Raw genomic sequence first — 15,956 nt, forward strand, 5'->3', positions numbered from 1 at the left:
AGTTCGGCGGAGGCGTGCGGTGAGCGTCGATCATGGCCGGGAGACCGGAACTGGGGACTGTCGGACACCGACCGGGATCAGCGTCGCGGTCGGCGCAGTGCTGGTGGTCGCGGCGACGCTGCTGGCCGCTGCGCTCTTCCCGCCGGCCGAGCTGCCCGGCCGGCTGCTCGTCGTCGCGGTCGCGGTCGGCGGGTACGCCGCCGTCGTGCCGGACCTGCGAGCGCTGGCCGTGACGACGGTGCTGGCCGCGGCGACCTTCATCGGGTTCCTGGTCAACCAGTTCGGGGACCTGACAGGCGTCTCCGGCGGCGTCTGGGCGTACACCGCGGTGATCGCGTTCGCCGGAGTCCTGGGGGCTGGGTACCGGCACATGCGCTCATCGGTACCGCCGCCCGGGGCGACTCCCGATCCAACCCCGACGGTGCTGCCCCGGTCGGCCGCCGAGTCCGTGGTGGCCCCACCGGACGGCACCCACGGTCTGGGCCGTGCGGCCTGAATCCGGACCGTCCGGCGGCGTGTTTCCCGCGCCGCCGGACGGCGTGTTGTCCATCTCGGTCGAGCTGGTCAGCGGACGCGGCCGGGACTGGTGGCCGCGCCCCGGCCGGGTCTTCCTCGCCCGTCGCCGGCACACCTTCTCCCAGTTGGCCGAGGCGATCGACGTCGCCTTCGGCCGCTGGGATCTGGCGCATCTACGGATGTTCGTGCTGCCGGACGGCACCGACATCAGTTGGTCGGCCTGGCGGGACGGGCCGGCCTTTCCGGGCACCCGTGACGGGCGGACCAGTCACCTCGACCTCCTGCCGGCCGGCGCGTCCTTCGCGTACGTGTTCGACCTGGGCCAGGACTGGACTCATCTGTGCCAGGTGCAGCAGCCGCAGCCGGACACCCCGAAAAAGCAACCACCCGACCCGCCCCGCCCGTACCGGGGTTGGGGTGACCTCCCCGACCAGTACGGCCGGCAGGGGCCCGACGACTCGACCAGCGCCCCGTCGGCGCGCGGCTCGTCGGCGCTCCTGGTTGACCTGCCCCCGATCCTGCCCAGCTGGGGCAGCCGGCCCTGACCCCCGCTCATCAGGCATGCCGCCTCCCTGTGGGGCGGCTCACCCGTTCGGGGCCGGACCGTGAAAACGCCGTCAAGAAAGCCGGACGTGCCGTCATGGTCGCGTTATGGACCCTGTCGCCGCGCAGCAGGTGGCGCTTTGATTGCCCGGCGCGACCGGCAGGCGGTCGCGACGAACCTTTCCGTACGAGGAGTCAGCGTGTCTGACGTGGTGTTCGTGGTCTTGACGGTGGCGCTGTTCGCAGCGCTCGCCCTGGTGATCCGGGCGGTGGAGAAGCTGTGAGCGCGGTCAACGCCGTCGGCTTGGTGCTGGCGATCGGCCTGGGTCTGTTCCTGGTGGTCGCCCTGCTGTTCCCGGAGCGCTTCTGATGACCATGACAACAGCCGGCGTCATCTTCATCCTGTCGTTGGTGGTGGCGCTGGTCGCCGTCTACAAGCCGTTCGGCGACTACATGTACCGGGTGGTCTCCGGCACCCGGCAGTCCCGCGTCGAGCGCGGGATCTTCCGGCTGGTCGGGGTCAACCCGGCCGCCGAGCAGACCTGGGGCGTCTATGCCCGCAGCGTGCTGGCCTTCTCGGCCGTCTCCATCCTGTTCCTCTACCTGTTCCAGCGGGTGCAGGACAAGCTCTGGCTGTCGCTGGGCTTCGACGCGGTGGTGCCGCACGGCGCCTGGAACACCGCGGTGTCGTTCGTGACGAACACCAACTGGCAGTCGTACTCCGGTGAGTCGACCATGGGTCACCTGGTGCAGATGGCCGGCCTGGCGGTGCAGAACTTCGTCTCCGCGTCGGTCGGCATCGCGGTCGCGGTCGCCCTGGTCCGCGGCTTCGCCCGGCACCGCACCGAGCAGCTGGGCAACTTCTGGGTCGACCTGACCCGGATCACGTTGCGCATCCTGCTGCCGATCGCCGTGCTCAGCGCGATCGCGCTGATGATCGGCGGTGTAGTGCAGAACCTCTCCGCCGGCACCGATGTCAGCACGCTGACCGGTGGCAGCCAGACGATCACCGGCGGGCCGGTGGCCAGCCAGGAAGTGATCAAGGAGCTGGGCACCAACGGCGGTGGCTTCTACAACGCGAACAGTGCTCACCCGTTCGAGAACCCGACGGCCTGGACCAACTGGCTCGAGCTCTTCCTGATCTTCGTGATCCCGTTCAGCCTGCCCCGGGTGTTCGGCCGGATGGTCGGCCAGAACCGGCAGGGCTACGCCATCGTCGCGGTGATGGGCATCCTCGCGCTGGCCAGCGTCACGCTGACCAACGTCTTCGAACTGGCCGGGCACGGCACCGTGCCGCAGGCGGTCGGCGCGGCGCTGGAGGGCAAGGAGGTCCGCTTCGACGTGTCGAATTCGGCTACCTTCGCCGCGGCGACCACGTTGACCTCGACCGGCGCGGTCAACTCGTTCCACGACTCGTTCACGCCGCTCGGCGGCATGATGCCGATCGTCAACATGATGCTCGGCGAGGTCGCCCCGGGCGGCGTCGGGGCCGGCCTCTACGGCCTGCTGATCCTCGCGGTGATCACGGTGTTCGTGGCCGGGCTGATGGTCGGCCGTACGCCGGAGTACCTGGGCAAGAAGATCGGCGCCCGGGAGATCAAGTTCGCTTCGATGTACTTCCTGATCACCCCGGCGCTGGTGCTGATCGGCACCGCGGCGGCGTTCGCCACCGGCAACAACTCGACCGCGCTGAACGTGGGCCCGCACGGGCTCTCCGAGGTGCTCTACGCGTTCACCTCGGCGAGCAACAACAACGGTTCCGCGTTCGCCGGCATCACCGTGAACACCACCTGGTGGGACACCGCGCTCGGGTTGTGCATGCTGCTCGGCCGGTTCCTGCCGATCATCTTCGTGCTCGCCCTGGCCGGTTCGCTGGCCCGGCAGCAGCCCACCCCGGCGTCCGAGGGCACCCTGCCGACCCACCGGCCCCTGTTCGTCGGGATGGTCGTCGGCGTCACGGTGATCCTGGTCGCGCTGACCTTCTTGCCCGCACTCGCGCTCGGCCCCCTGGCTGAGGGGCTGTGAACCCCATGAGGAACGAGAACATGTCCGTCACGTCGGTGACATCCGGGGCCGGCGAACAGCCGACCGCGGGCACCCCGGCCACCCAGGGCAACCGGGTCGGCGGGGGTCTGCTCGACCCGAAGCAGCTGTTCCGGTCCCTGCCGGACGCGCTGCGCAAGCTCGACCCGCGCACGTTGTGGCGCAACCCGGTGATGCTGATCGTCGAGATCGGCGCCGTCTTCACCACCGTGCTCGCGGTCGCGGATCCGTCCGTGTTCGCCTGGGCCATCACCGTCTGGCTCTGGCTGACGGTGCTCTTCGCCAACCTCGCCGAGGCCGTGGCGGAGGGCCGGGGCAAGGCCCAGGCGGCCACCCTGCGCCAGGCCAAGCGGGACACCATCGCCACCCGGCTGATCGGCTGGGCGCCCGGCACGCCGGCCAACCGGTACTCGGACGAGGCGGTGCCCGCACCGGAGCTGAAGCAGGGCGACATCGTCCTGGTCGAGGCGGGCGGCACCATCCCGGGCGACGGTGACGTCGTCGAGGGCATCGCCAGCGTGGACGAGTCGGCCATCACCGGTGAGTCCGCGCCGGTGATCCGGGAGTCCGGCGGCGACCGCAGCGCGGTCACCGGCGGCACCAGGGTGCTCTCCGACCGGATCGTCGTGAAGATCACCCAGAAGCCCGGGGAGAGCTTCATCGACCGGATGATCGCCCTGGTCGAGGGCGCCAACCGGCAGAAGACGCCGAACGAGATCGCGCTGAACATCCTGCTCGCCGCGCTCACGATCATCTTCCTGCTCGCGGTGGTCACCCTCCAGCCGTTGGCGATCTTCTCGAAGGCGTACCAGGCCGCCGCGCCGGACACCGGTGCGATCACCGGCTCCGGCGTCAGCGGAGTCGTGCTGGTCTCGCTGCTGGTCTGCCTGATCCCGACAACCATCGGCGCGCTGCTCTCGGCGATCGGCATCGCCGGCATGGACCGCCTGGTGCAGCGCAACGTGCTTGCGGTGAGCGGTCGCGCGGTCGAGGCGGCCGGCGACGTGAACACCCTGCTGCTCGACAAGACCGGCACGATCACCCTCGGCAACCGGCAGGCCGCCGAGTTCCTGCCGGTCGAGGGAGTCACCGCCGCGGACGTCGCGGACGCCGCGCAGCTCTCCAGCCTGGCCGACGAGACCCCGGAGGGGCGCTCGGTGGTGGTGCTGGCCAAGAACGAGTACGGGCTGCGCGAGCGCGAGCCGGGCGTGATGCCGCACGCCACCTTCGTGCCGTTCACCGCGCAGACCCGGATGAGCGGCGTCGACCTCGGCGCGGAGAGCGTCGACGGCGGCGTCCGCCGGATCCGCAAGGGCGCCGCGGCCGCGGTGATGAAGTGGGTACGCGACAACGGTGGCCACCCGACCGCTCAGGTCGGTGACCTGGTGGACGCGATCAGCGGCACCGGCGGCACCCCGCTGGTCGTCGCTGAGCACGTGGACGGTCAGCCCGCCCGGGCGCTCGGTGTCATCCACCTCAAGGACGTGGTCAAGTCCGGGATGCGCGAGCGTTTCGACGAGATGCGCCGGATGGGCATCCGGACCGTGATGATCACCGGCGACAACCCGCGTACCGCGAAGGCGATCGCCGACGAGGCCGGGGTGGACGACTTCCTCGCCGAGGCCACGCCGGAGGACAAGCTCGCCCTGATCAAGAAGGAGCAGCAGGGCGGCCGGCTGGTCGCGATGACCGGTGACGGCACCAACGACGCTCCGGCGCTGGCCCAGGCCGACGTCGGCGTGGCGATGAACACCGGCACGTCGGCCGCGAAGGAGGCCGGCAACATGGTCGACCTCGACTCGGACCCGACGAAGCTCATCGAGATCGTCGAGATCGGCAAGCAGTTGCTGATCACCCGGGGCGCGTTGACCACCTTCTCCATCGCCAACGACGTCGCGAAGTACTTCGCGATCATCCCGGCCATGTTCGCCGGCCTCTACCCGAGCCTGGACGCGCTGAACATCATGCGACTGTCCAGCCCGGAGTCGGCGATCCTCTCCGCGGTCATCTTCAACGCGATCATCATCGTCGTGCTGATTCCGCTCGCCCTGCGCGGCGTGCGGTACCGGCCGGCGAGCGCGTCGAAGCTGCTCAGCCGCAACCTGTGGCTGTACGGCCTGGGCGGCCTCGTCGTGCCGTTCGTCGGAATCAAGATCATTGACCTGATCATCCAGTTCATTCCAGGGATCTCGTGATGCGCCTACCAAACTGGCTCGCCCAGCACCTCGCTGCCCTACGGGCCCTGCTCGTCTTCACCGTCCTGCTCGGCCTGGCCTACCCGCTCGCGCTGGTCGCCGTCGGCCAGATCCCCGGTCTCGCCGGCAAGGCGGACGGGTCCCTGGTGAACGTCGGCGGGCAGACCGTCGGCAGCAGCCTGATCGGGCAGTCGTTCACCGACGCCGACGGCAACCCGGTCGCGCGCTACTTCCAGAGCCGCCCGTCGGCCGCCGGTGACGGCTACGACCCCACCGCCACCGCGGCCAGCAACCTCGGCCCGGAGAGCGTGGTGGACACCATCGCCACCGACCCCGAGGAGTCGACGCAGAGCCTGCTCACCCAGGTCTGCGAGCGCAGCAAGGCGGTCGGCGAGCTCAACGGCGTGGACGGCAGCCGCCCGTTCTGCACCACCGACGGGGTCGGCGCGGTGCTCGCGGTGTTCCGCGCCGACGGTCTCACCGGCACGGTGACCCGGGTGGTCAGCGTCAACCAGGCCGCCCCGGCCGCCCCGTTCCTCGCCACCTTCGAGGGCGTGTCGGTGGAGCCGGCCCAGCCGGGCGAGGACTACGTGGCCGACGGCGGGATCATCACCCCGATCCGCGGCAACGCGCCGGCCACGCCCGCGGTGCCCGCGGACGCGGTCACCGCCAGCGGCAGCGGCCTCGACCCGCAGATCAGCCCGGCGTACGCCGAGCTTCAGGTGAACCGGGTCGCACGCGAGCGCGGCGCCGACCCGACGGCGGTCCGTCGCCTGGTGGACGCGCACACCAACAGCCGGGCGCTCGGCTTCATGGGGGAGCCCGGAGTGAACGTCCTCGAGCTCAACCTGGCCCTGGACCGGGAGTTCCCGGCCCGCTGACACACCGAGCGCACGGGGCGAGGCCACCACCGGTGGTCTCGCCCCGTGCCGTGGCCGCCCCACGGGGCCGGCCGACCGGAGAGGATGGTCCCGTGCCACGAGGAGAACTCCGCATCTACCTGGGCGCCGCCCCCGGCGTCGGCAAGACCTACGCCATGCTGGAGGAGGCCCACCGCCGGGCAGACCGGGGCACTGACGTGGTGATCGGGCTGGTCGAGACGCACGGCCGCAAGCACACCGCGGCGATGCTCGGCGACCTGGAGCAGCTGCCCCGGCGCACCATCGAGTACCGCGGCGCCGAGTTCGCCGAGATGGACCTCGACGCGATCCTCGCCCGCCGACCCCAGGTCGCCATAATCGACGAGCTGGCGCACACCAACGTCCCCGGCACCCGCAACGCCAAGCGGTGGCAGGACGTCCAGGAGCTGCTCGACGCGGGCATCGACGTGCTCTCCACGGTCAACGTGCAGCACCTCGAATCGGTCAACGACGTGGTCGCGCAGATCACCGGCACCACCCAGCGGGAGACCGTGCCGGACGAGATCGTCCGCGCCGCCGAGCAGGTCGAGCTGGTCGACATGACCCCGGAGGCGCTGCGCCGCCGGATGGCGCACGGCAACATCTACCGGCCCGACAAGATCGACGCGGCGCTGGGCAACTACTTCCGCGTCGGCAACCTCACCGCGCTGCGCGAGCTGGCGCTGCTCTGGCTGGCCGACAAGGTCGACGAGCAGCTCGGCCGCTACCGCAGCCAGGAGGGCATCGCCGAGACCTGGGAGGCCCGTGAGCGGGTGGTGGTCGCGCTCACCGGCGGCCCCGAGGGGGAGACCCTGATCCGCCGGGCGGCCCGGGTCGCCGCCCGCAGCAAGGGCGCCGACCTGCTCGCCGTGCACGTCGCCCGCAGCGACGGCCTGGCCGGCGCCGACCCGGCGCAGCTCGCCCGGCAGCGGGTGCTGGTGGAGAGCCTCGGCGGCACCTACCACCAGGTCCTCGGCACCGACGTGCCGGCGGCCCTGCTCGACTTCGCCCGTGGGGTCAACGCCACCCAGCTGGTGCTCGGCGCCAGCCGCCGCGGCCGCTTCGCCCAGCTCTTCTCCCGCGGCGTGGGGGTGACCACCACCGCGCTCTCCGGTGCCATCGACGTGCACCTGGTCACCCACACCGAGGCGGGCCGCGGCCGTGCCGCGGCCGTGCCGGCGGCGGCGCTCTCCCGGCGTCGGCGGCTGTTCGGCTTCGCCCTCGCCCTGGTCGGCATGCCGCTGCTGACCCTGCTGCTGACGGTGCTGCCCGACCTCACCCTGGCCAGTGACATCATGCTCTTCCTCGCCGGGGTGGTGGCGGTCGCGCTGGTCGGCGGGCTCTGGCCGGCTCTGGTCGCCGCCCTCGGCGGGACGTTGCTGATCAACTGGTTCTTCACCCCGCCCTTCCACACGCTTACCATCGCCGAGCCGGAGAACCTGCTCGCCCTTGGGGTCTTCGTCGGCGTGGCCCTCGCGGTCAGCTGGATCGTGGACCTCGCCGCGCGGCGTACCCGCGAAGCCGCCCGCGCCGCGGCCGACGCGCAGACCCTGGCCGCCGTGGCCGGTGGGGTGCTGCGCGGCGGCCGGCCGCTGATCGCGCTGCTCGACCAGCTCCGGGAGACGTTCGGGCTGCGCTCGGTCAGCGTGCTGGAGCTTGTCGAGGAGGCCGCCGGCCGACCGGCCCGGGCCCGGGAGGAAGGCTCCTGGTGCGTGGTGGCGAGCGTCGGCGACCAGCCGGCCACCACCCCGGACAGCGGCGAGACGACGGTACCGGTCGACGAACGGATCACCGTCGTGCTCTGCGGCCGCCGGCTGGAGGCGGCCGACCGTCGCCTGGTCGAGGCGTTCGCCGCCCAGGCCGCCGTCGCGCTGCGGCAGGAGCGGCTGGCCGAGGAGGCGGCCACCGCCCGGCCGCTCGCCGAGGCCGACCGGATGCGTACCGCGCTGCTCGCCGCGGTCAGCCACGACCTGCGTACCCCGCTTGCGTCGGCGAAGGCGGCGGTGACCAGCCTGCGCAGCCCGGACGTCGAGTTCGACGAGGAGGACCGGGCGGAGCTGCTGGCCACTGCCGAGGAGTCGTTGGACCGGCTGGCGCGGCTGGTCGCCAACCTGCTCGACATGAGCCGGCTCCAGGCCGGCGTGCTCGGCCTCACCCCGGTCACGATCGGTCTGGAGGACGCGGTGCCCCGCGCCCTGGACGAGCTCGAACCCCAGGCCGCCGGGGTCGCCACCGACATCCCGGCCGACCTGCCCGCCGTCTCCGCCGACCCCGGGCTGCTGGAGCGGGTGCTGGTGAACATCATCGCCAACGCGCTGCGCTACAGCCCGCCCGGTCAGCCGCCGACGGTTACCGCGAGCGCCCACGCCGGCCAGGTCGAGCTGCGGGTCATCGACACCGGCCCAGGCATCCCCGAGGACAAGTGGGAGCACGTCTTCCTGCCCTTCCAGCGGCTCGGCGACCGGGACAACCAGACCGGGGTCGGGCTCGGCCTGGCGCTCTCCCGTGGGCTCGCCGAGGCGATGGGGGGCAGCCTGACCCCGGAGACCACTCCGGGTGGTGGACTGACGATGGTGCTGCGGCTGCCGGCCGTCAGCCACAACCTGGTGGAGGGACCACAGGAATGACGCGCATCCTGGTCGTCGACGACGAGCCGCAGATCCTGCGTGCCCTGCGGATCAACCTGCGCGCCCGCCGGTACGACGTCGAGGTCGCCGACACCGGCGCCGGCGCGCTCAAGGCCGCCGCCAGCCACCCACCCGACCTGGTCGTCCTCGACCTCGGTCTGCCGGACATGGACGGGGTCGAGGTGATCCGGGGCCTGCGCGGCTGGACCACCGTGCCGATCATCGTGCTCTCCGGCCGGGCCGGCAGTGAGGACAAGGTCGACGCGCTCGACGCGGGTGCGGACGACTACGTCACCAAGCCGTTCGGGGTCGAGGAGCTGCTCGCCCGGATCCGGGCGGTCACCCGTCGGTTGAGCGCCGCCACCGACGTCACCGCCACCCTGCGGATCGGCCAGCACACCGTCGACCTCGCCGACCGTACCGTCACCCGGGACGACGGGACCGAGGTGAAGCTGACCCCGATCCAGTGGGCCGTGCTGGAGAAGTTGCTGCGCCACCCCGGCAAGCTGGTCAGCCAGCGGCAGCTGCTGCACGACGTGTGGGGGCCGGAGTACCAGAACGAGAGCAACTACCTGCGCCAGTACCTGGCCCAGCTGCGCCGCAAGCTGGAGGACGACCCGGCCCGCCCCCGGCACCTGATCACCGAGCCCGGAATGGGCTACCGCTACCGCCCGTGACGCCGGTCGGGGACCCCGCCGGCGTCACGGGCGTGGCGCTGGCCGGCGTCAGTCGGCGGTGACGTGCAGCCGCTCGATGCCGTCGAGGCGGTAACCGACGCCGTGCACGGTCGTGATGACCCGCCCCCGGTCGGCGAGCTTCTGCCGGATCCGGCGGACGTGCACGTCGACGGTGCGCGCGCCGAGGCAGGCTTCGTAGCCCCAGACGTCGTGCAGCAGCTGACCCCGGGTCATTGCCTGGTACGGATGGCGGGCCAGGAAGAGCAGCAGGTCGTACTCGCGGCGGGGCATCGTCAGCGGAGCCCCGTCCAGCAGGGCGGTCCGGCGCACCGGTCGGAGCACCAGGCCAGTCCCGGCGGGGTCGGGGGCGACCCGCAGGCGGCGCGGCCAGCGGCCGGCGGCCGCCTCCGGTGCGTCGAGGGTGACCCGCGCCCGGGCCGGCGGCTCGCCGGGTGGGGCAGCACCGGCGACGACCGCGGAGATCCGTTCGACCAGCGCCCGGGCGGCCTCGGTGCCGGGGCCGGCGGCCCGTACGACCACGGAGATCTCGACGATCACCCCGGTCTCGGTCGACCCGGCCGAGACCGAACCGACCGGGTCGGACGGGGTCAGCATGGTGAGGTGGCTCGACACGTCAGGCCCGCCGGGTGCCGGCGAGTGCGGCGGCCGGCTGGCGCGGCATCGGTGCGGTGGGCGTCTCCGTCGGGGTAGGCGCCTCCGGTGCGACCGGGGGTGCGACCAGCAGCGGGTCGAGCTGGATGCGGTCGATGCCCAGCGGCTTCAGCATGGCCCGCAGGGCCGACTCGCAGAGCCGGGTCCACGGCTGGTCCGCGCCCATCGCGCTGGCGAGCTTCTCCGGTCCGGTGAAGGCCAGGCCGACCCGCTGCCCCTGTGGGAGCCGGGCGGTCCGCACCGTCATCGCCTGTCGTCCGGGCACCTCGTGCACCGGGACGACCCAGGTATCCGGAACCTCGTCCATCATGTTGCCTTTCCTTGAAGATTCCGATCGGTCCGGGCAATGGCGCCCGGTCATCGGGCGAACCGTTCGAGATCACGGCCGAAGCGGCGGATCGCGTCGGCGCGAGCCCAGGCCGGTGCGGGCACCGCGATCACCGGAACGCTCGACCGGGCGATGCAGTACCGGGTGACGTGCCCGCCCCCGGTGCCGAAGCGGCCCCGACGAGGGCTGCCCACCACCAGGAGGTCCGTCGGCCGTGAGGCGTGGTCGACCAGCACCTGGCCGGCGTAGCCCTGTTCGGCCACGACCCGCACGGACACGTCCCGGGGCACGCCGCCGAAGGCCGCGTCGAAGGCCTCCCGCACGTAAATGCGGGCCGACCGGGCGAACTCGTCCTGCCAGAGCCACGGCATGGTGCCGGGGCGCCAGAGCGGCACGAACGTCCAGGCCCGCACCGCGTGCAGGAGTGCGCCCTCACGGTGTGCCAGTCGCACCGCGGTGCGCAGCGCCTCCAGGCCGGCGTAGGACCGGTCGACGCCGACCACGATCCGGGCGGCGGACGGGCGGCTCATGCCGGTGACGGCACGCGCACCGTGACGGTGCTGGCCGGTGGTTCGGCGCCGCCCGAGAGATCGAGCGGGCGCAGGATGCTGTGCGTGACGACGACCTCCGCGCCACCGCGCCGCCGCAGGTCGGCCACGGCGCGGTGCAGCACGGTCAGGCTGTTGGCGGAGAGCCGGACGACGGCGTCGATGTCGGCCGCGATCCACCACGCGTCCACCGCGCAGGGCTCGGCCCGCAGGTATTCGAGCAGGTGGCGGCCGGGCGTGGCGCTGGTCAGCCGCACGCCGACCAGCACCTCGTGCCGCCGCTCCGGCTCGCCGGCTGCGGTGGGGGCAGGGGGCGGGGACGCGGCCAGCAGACCGGCGGTGGGGCCGTCGGTCTGCCGCGCGGGCGGGCGTCCGGTGCTCGCCGGCACCTGCCCGCGATCCCGCCGCCTCAACCGTCGTGACGTCATATCGCCATCGTGACGAGCGGTGGACGGCGGTTCCGGTCCCGATACGGCGATTTGACGGTGGACCGGGCTTTCTTGACGCGCCGTTGACGACCCCTGTCCGACGGGCGGCTCAGCCGTGCCGGTGCTGGTCGGCCCAGGCATGCAGGGTGTCCCGGTCAGTGGCGGGGTCCTTCAGGGCGGCATCCAGGTTGAGGGCGGCCTCGATCAGCGCGAGGTGGGTGAACGCCTGCGGGTAGTTGCCCAGCGCGGTGCCGTCGGGCGCGCGCTGTTCGGCGTAGAGGCCGAGCGGGCCGGCGTACCCGCGGAGCCGGTCGAAGACCCGTCGGGCCTCCTCCCGGCGGCCGGTGAGCACCAGCGCGGAGACCAGGTCGAAGCAGCAGCGCAGGAACGCGCCCTCCTCGCCGGGCAGTCCGTCGTCCACGGCGTAGCGCCGCAGCAGCCCAGGAGCGATGCCGAGCCCGTCGCGGATCCGGTCGATGGTGCCGGTGACTCGGGGGTCGTCGCCGGGCAGGAAGCCGACCACCGGGATGCGCAGCAGGGCGGCGTCCAGGTCGCGTGACCCGTACGCCATGACGAAGCTGCCCAGCTCCGGGTCGTAGCCGCGCTCGCAGACCTCCGCGTGCAGCGCGTCCCGGGCCTGGGCCCACCGCGACACCGGCGCGCTGCGGTCGCCGAGCAGCTCGGCGAGGCGGATGCCCCGGTCCAGGCAGACCCAGGTCATCACCTTCGCGTTGACGTAGTGCCGGCGTGGGCCGCGGATCTCCCAGATCCCGTGGTCCGGTTCCCGCCACCGGTCGGCCATGTTGTCGACGTGCCGGCACAGCACTCGCCACTGGTCGGCGGTCAGCTCACCGGTCAGCTCCTGGTACGCGTACGCCGCGTCCAGCACGTGCCCGTAGGTGTCGAACTGCAGCTGCTCGGCCGCCTCGTTGCCGATCCGGACCGGCGCCGAGCCGGCGTACCCGGACAGGTGCGGCAGTACCCGTTCCTCGGTTGTGACGCCGTGGATGCCGACCAGCGGCGCCTGGGTCTTCCCGGCACCGGCCTGGGCGCAGACGTCGAGCAGGAAGCGCAGGTAGCGCCGGCCCTCCTCGGCGTGCCCGAGCGAGAACAGGGCGAGCAGCAGCGCGGCGTCCCGGTGCCAGGTGTAGCGGTAGTCCCGGTTGCGCACCCCGCCGATCTCCTCGGGCAGTGACGTCGTCGGGGCGGCCAGCAGCGCGCCCGTCTCGTCGAACGAGAGGCCGCGCAGCACCAGCGCGCTGTGCCGTACGGCGTCCGCACCGAAGCCGGTGTAGTCGCCGCGACCGGACCAGTCCCGCCAGGTGGCGCAGGTCCGGTCGAGCAGCCGCTCCGGGGCGTCCTTCCGCGACCCGGCCGACGGCCCGGGCCAGCCGGACCGTTCGCCGTAGCCGAGCAGCACGGTGGCGGTGGCCCCCTCAATCAGCTCGACCTCGCCGCGCAGCGAGCCGCCGTCGACCACGAGCGGCAGGGTGGACCGCACGTCGAGCGGAACGCTCTGGGCCCGCCAGCCGCCGTCGACGGACGCCCACTCGGCGGCGTCCGCGCCGTGGCCGGGGCGCGGCTGCACCCGCACCGCCAGCCGTACCGTGCCGCGCTCGACCGTCACCCGCCGGACCAGCAGCCGCTCAGCCCGGATCGGCCGCTCCGGATCGCCGGGTCGGACGGCGAGGAAGTCCTGCCCGACCGCGGTGCCGGTCGGTCCGGCGTACCGGCTCTCCAGCACCAGGGTGTCGGGCAGGTAGCGGCGGACCGGTTGCGGACAGCCGGCAACGGAGAGCGAGAACACCCCGCCCATCCGCCGGTCGAGCAGCCGGGCGAAGACCGCGTCGCCATCGGCGTGCGGGACGCAGAACCACTCGACGGCACCGTCCGCGCCGAGCAGGGCGGTGGTGTGGGTGTCGGAGAGGAAGGCGTACGAGCCGACGGGCGGCAGGCTCGGGTCAGCTCCGGCGGGAGCAGCGCTGGACACCACGCTCTCCTCCTTCCGCCGGCGGCGGGGCCCGGCGACGACTACCCGACCAGCGGGCGGGTAGTCGACCGGGTGGCGGGAGGCGTGCACGAGGTCGCCCCGCCCACGGGTGCGCGTGTTCCCGGTGGGTCAGCTGGCGGGGTCGGGGTTGCCGGCGATGAGTCGGAGGGTGAAGCCGTCGCCGCCCCGGTGCAGGCTCACGTGGTTGCAGGACTGGTAGGTGATCCAGAGCCCGAGGCCGCCGGTCGCGCCGTTGCCCGCCGGGAGCAGCCCCGCGAACGGGTCCTTCGGGCCGTCCCCGCCGTCGCTCACCGTCACCACGATCCGATCGGCGCCGACCCAGAGGCGCAGCCGGACCGGAGGACGCCCGTGCCGCAGCGCGTTGGTGACAATCTCGCTGACGGCGACGACCAGGTCGTCCAGGTCGTCCGCGGGCAGCACGCCGGGGTCGGCGTCGTGCACCGCCGCGCGGGCCTGCGCCGCCGTCGGGTCGGTCAGCTCCACCAGTGGCGGGGTGGCCTGCAGCGGGTCGGCCGGCGCGGCGCGGTGTTCGCGCAGGTAGACCGCCGGCTCCAGGTAGGTCGGGCTGAGCGGGTGCCCGCCGTCCGGGGTGGCGAACCGGGGATGGGTGCGGGCCACCTCGTCGAGCACCGCGGGCGGGGTGATCCGGGTGTCGTACGCGCACATGCTCCAGAGCGGGAAGTCGTCGTACGCGTGGTTGATCGCCGACTCGTACCGGGCCCACCAGTCCCACGTCGCGCCGAGCGCGATCCGGGGCAGCTCGCCGATGATCCGGATCTGGTTGGCCCCGGCGGCCACCTGAGCCGCCAGCAACTCCCGGTAGGAGCGGATCGCGGCGGTGGGTCGGGCGTAGACGTCGCCGCCGGGCAGGAACTCGACGCCCGAGCCGACGGGCAGGGCGGCCCGGACCAGCCGACCGGTGCGGTCGCCGAGGGACACGAACGTCGGCTCGCCGGCCTCGACCCCGCCGAGCAGGAACGGCACCACGACCGCGAGCAGTTCGTCGTCGGAGTCGTAGCGAATCGCTTCGTGCAGGTAACCGTGGTGCCCGGCGGCCGCGCCCGTCCTCATCGCGCCAGCTCCACCTGCAGCCCGGACAGGTTGAGCAGCGCCGCGAGGCGGGCCGGGCCGGCGTGCGGGGAGCGGAGCACCAGGGTGGCGCCGCGCCGGCGGGCGTAGTCGCGCAGCATCAGCAGGGCGCGGTGGTCGATGAAGCGCAGCCGGGGAGCCTCCAGTACCAGCCGGCCGTCGAGCGGCCGCAGGTCGGCCCGCTCCAGCGCGGTGCCGAGCAGTTCGTGGCCGCTGCGGTCCAGCTCGCCGGCGAGCCCGGCGCGGTCGTCGGCCGGCTCGCACGCGTAGAGCTGGAACGGCGCCTCGGTCGCGTTCGTCTCCGGGTGCAGGCAGGCCAGCTCCGCGACGGCCCGGGAGTCCAGCTCCCGCCGGTCGTAGCCGCACATGGCGGAGAAGGGCCGGGCCCGCATGTAGCGGTCGACCTGGTGCTCGTAGCGGGTGAACGCGTCCAGCTGAGCGGGGCTGCGCACCAGCGGGGTCGCCTCGGCGACCACCCGCAGCCCGCGGTAGCCGGCGGCGAGGGCGGCGTCGGTGGCGGCGGCGTACGCCCGTACCTGCGCCGGGCCGTCCACGACCGTCCCGGCGCGGTACGTCGCGTCCAGCGGCACCACCTCGGCCATCCCGCAGGCCAGCGCGTCGCGCAGCGCCGGCGCGGTGGAGAGCTGGGCGAGGACCGGTTCGGGTCGCCCGGTGGTGACGTACCAGAGCCGTTCGCCGGCGGAGAGGCCCGCGGCGAGGAACGCGCGGGCCTGCCGGTCGAACCCGGCCCGATCGTCATAAACCCAGCAGACGTGCCCGTACGGCGCCGAAGGCAGCAGTCCGCTGGTCACGCCGTTCGTCCCATGCCGGGAGTGTAGGCCAGCGCGGCGGTCACGGCGTTTCCGCCGGACAGTTCTGGTGCAGCCGGGCCAGCACCATGGCGTTGGCCTGGTGCAGGGCGTCGAGCTGGTCGGGGGTGAGCGCATCGAGGAACAACTCGCGTACCCGGGCGGCGTGGGCCGGCGCGGCCGACCGGATGGTGTCCTGCCCCGTCTCGGTCAGCCGGACCAGCGGCGCCCGTTGGTCGTCGACGCAGACCTCCCGGGCGACCAGGCCGCGCTGTTCCATCCGGCGGATCTGGTGGGCGAGGCGGCTCTTCTCCCACTGCAGTTCGGTGCGGAGCGCCCGGGCCCGCATGGTCTGGTCCGGGGCGTCGGCGAGCGCGGCGAGCACCTCGAAGTCGGACTCGGAGATGCCCGAGTCCTGTTGGAGGGACTGGCCCAGGGCCAGCGCCAGCTGGTTGCGCATCCGGTGGAAGGTGCGCCACACCTGCTGCTCCCGCTCATCGAGCCGGCCTTCGGAATGACCCATCCGACCAGCGTAGTTCGCGTTCGGACGCGAGTCGGCGCGGGAAATCGG

The 15,956-nt window shown here is 72.9% G+C and carries 17 protein-coding genes; 9 read left to right on the top strand and 8 right to left on the bottom strand.

Going from position 1 to position 15,956, the window contains the following annotated elements; all coding sequences use genetic code 11:
* Positions 1-19: 19 nt before the first annotated feature.
* The 9 genes from AB0C04_RS03750 to AB0C04_RS03790 all read left to right on the top strand — a co-directional run bounded on the left by AB0C04_RS03750 (position 20) and on the right by AB0C04_RS03790 (position 9,500).
* Positions 20-496, top strand: a complete 477-nt coding sequence (locus AB0C04_RS03750) for a hypothetical protein (RefSeq protein WP_357047743.1) — start codon at positions 20-22, stop codon at positions 494-496.
* Entirely contained in the window at positions 486-1,061 is a 576-nt protein-coding gene (locus AB0C04_RS03755; protein WP_357047746.1) for a hypothetical protein, read from the top strand. Before AB0C04_RS03750 ends, AB0C04_RS03755 begins: the two co-directional genes overlap by 11 nt.
* 138 nt (positions 1,062-1,199) lie before the next feature.
* Positions 1,200-1,343 carry a hypothetical protein gene (locus tag AB0C04_RS03760; protein WP_357047750.1) on the top strand — a complete coding sequence of 48 codons (144 nt, stop codon included), beginning with the start codon at positions 1,200-1,202 and terminating at the stop codon, positions 1,341-1,343.
* A complete protein-coding gene (gene kdpF / locus AB0C04_RS03765) occupies positions 1,340-1,429 on the top strand; it encodes a K(+)-transporting ATPase subunit F (protein ID WP_262287437.1) in 90 nt (29 codons plus the stop codon). The genes AB0C04_RS03760 and kdpF overlap by 4 nt, the downstream gene beginning before the upstream one ends.
* Positions 1,429-3,084: a potassium-transporting ATPase subunit KdpA gene (kdpA, locus tag AB0C04_RS03770; protein WP_357047755.1), complete on the top strand. Its 1,656-nt coding sequence runs from the start codon at positions 1,429-1,431 to the stop codon at positions 3,082-3,084. Before kdpF ends, kdpA begins: the two co-directional genes overlap by 1 nt.
* A 20-nt stretch (positions 3,085-3,104) precedes the next feature.
* Positions 3,105-5,297 carry a potassium-transporting ATPase subunit KdpB gene (kdpB, locus tag AB0C04_RS03775; protein ID WP_357047758.1) on the top strand — a complete coding sequence of 731 codons (2,193 nt, stop codon included), beginning with the start codon at positions 3,105-3,107 and terminating at the stop codon, positions 5,295-5,297.
* Entirely contained in the window at positions 5,297-6,178 is an 882-nt protein-coding gene (locus tag AB0C04_RS03780; RefSeq protein ID WP_357047761.1) for a potassium-transporting ATPase subunit C, read from the top strand. The genes kdpB and AB0C04_RS03780 overlap by 1 nt, the downstream gene beginning before the upstream one ends.
* Positions 6,179-6,270: 92 nt before the next feature.
* On the top strand, positions 6,271-8,823 hold the full coding sequence (locus AB0C04_RS03785) for a sensor histidine kinase KdpD (protein WP_357047763.1): 2,553 nt from the start codon (positions 6,271-6,273) through the stop codon (positions 8,821-8,823).
* Positions 8,820-9,500: a response regulator gene (locus AB0C04_RS03790; RefSeq protein WP_357047766.1), complete on the top strand. Its 681-nt coding sequence runs from the start codon at positions 8,820-8,822 to the stop codon at positions 9,498-9,500. Before AB0C04_RS03785 ends, AB0C04_RS03790 begins: the two co-directional genes overlap by 4 nt.
* Before the next feature lie 48 nt (positions 9,501-9,548).
* On the opposite strand, the gene AB0C04_RS03795 is transcribed toward AB0C04_RS03790, so the two are convergent.
* From AB0C04_RS03795 to AB0C04_RS03830, 8 genes are all read right to left on the bottom strand, one after another.
* Positions 9,549-10,115 carry a winged helix-turn-helix domain-containing protein gene (locus AB0C04_RS03795; protein WP_357047770.1) on the bottom strand — a complete coding sequence of 189 codons (567 nt, stop codon included), beginning with the start codon at positions 10,113-10,115 and terminating at the stop codon, positions 9,549-9,551.
* Positions 10,116-10,134: 19 nt separating this feature from the next.
* Positions 10,135-10,482, bottom strand: coding sequence for an SAV_915 family protein (locus AB0C04_RS03800; RefSeq protein ID WP_357047773.1), 348 nt, complete (start codon positions 10,480-10,482; stop codon positions 10,135-10,137).
* 47 nt (positions 10,483-10,529) lie between these two features.
* Positions 10,530-11,030 carry a universal stress protein gene (locus AB0C04_RS03805; protein WP_357047776.1) on the bottom strand — a complete coding sequence of 167 codons (501 nt, stop codon included), beginning with the start codon at positions 11,028-11,030 and terminating at the stop codon, positions 10,530-10,532.
* Complete coding sequence (locus AB0C04_RS03810; RefSeq protein WP_357047779.1) at positions 11,027-11,476, bottom strand: hypothetical protein; 450 nt, start codon at positions 11,474-11,476, stop codon at positions 11,027-11,029. Before AB0C04_RS03810 ends, AB0C04_RS03805 begins: the two co-directional genes overlap by 4 nt.
* Positions 11,477-11,585: 109 nt before the next feature.
* Positions 11,586-13,466 carry a glycoside hydrolase family 15 protein gene (locus tag AB0C04_RS03815; protein ID WP_357047782.1) on the bottom strand — a complete coding sequence of 627 codons (1,881 nt, stop codon included), beginning with the start codon at positions 13,464-13,466 and terminating at the stop codon, positions 11,586-11,588.
* Between the two features lie 129 nt (positions 13,467-13,595).
* Positions 13,596-14,558, bottom strand: coding sequence for a sensor histidine kinase (locus AB0C04_RS03820; RefSeq protein WP_357047785.1), 963 nt, complete (start codon positions 14,556-14,558; stop codon positions 13,596-13,598).
* Positions 14,555-15,388 carry an MEDS domain-containing protein gene (locus AB0C04_RS03825; RefSeq protein WP_357047788.1) on the bottom strand — a complete coding sequence of 278 codons (834 nt, stop codon included), beginning with the start codon at positions 15,386-15,388 and terminating at the stop codon, positions 14,555-14,557. Before AB0C04_RS03825 ends, AB0C04_RS03820 begins: the two co-directional genes overlap by 4 nt.
* Positions 15,389-15,428: 40 nt before the next feature.
* Positions 15,429-15,908, bottom strand: coding sequence for a MarR family transcriptional regulator (locus tag AB0C04_RS03830; protein WP_357047791.1), 480 nt, complete (start codon positions 15,906-15,908; stop codon positions 15,429-15,431).
* Positions 15,909-15,956 lie beyond the last annotated feature (48 nt).

Source organism: Micromonospora sp. NPDC048909 (genome assembly GCF_040649635.1).
Lineage (GTDB): Bacteria > Actinomycetota > Actinomycetes > Mycobacteriales > Micromonosporaceae > Micromonospora.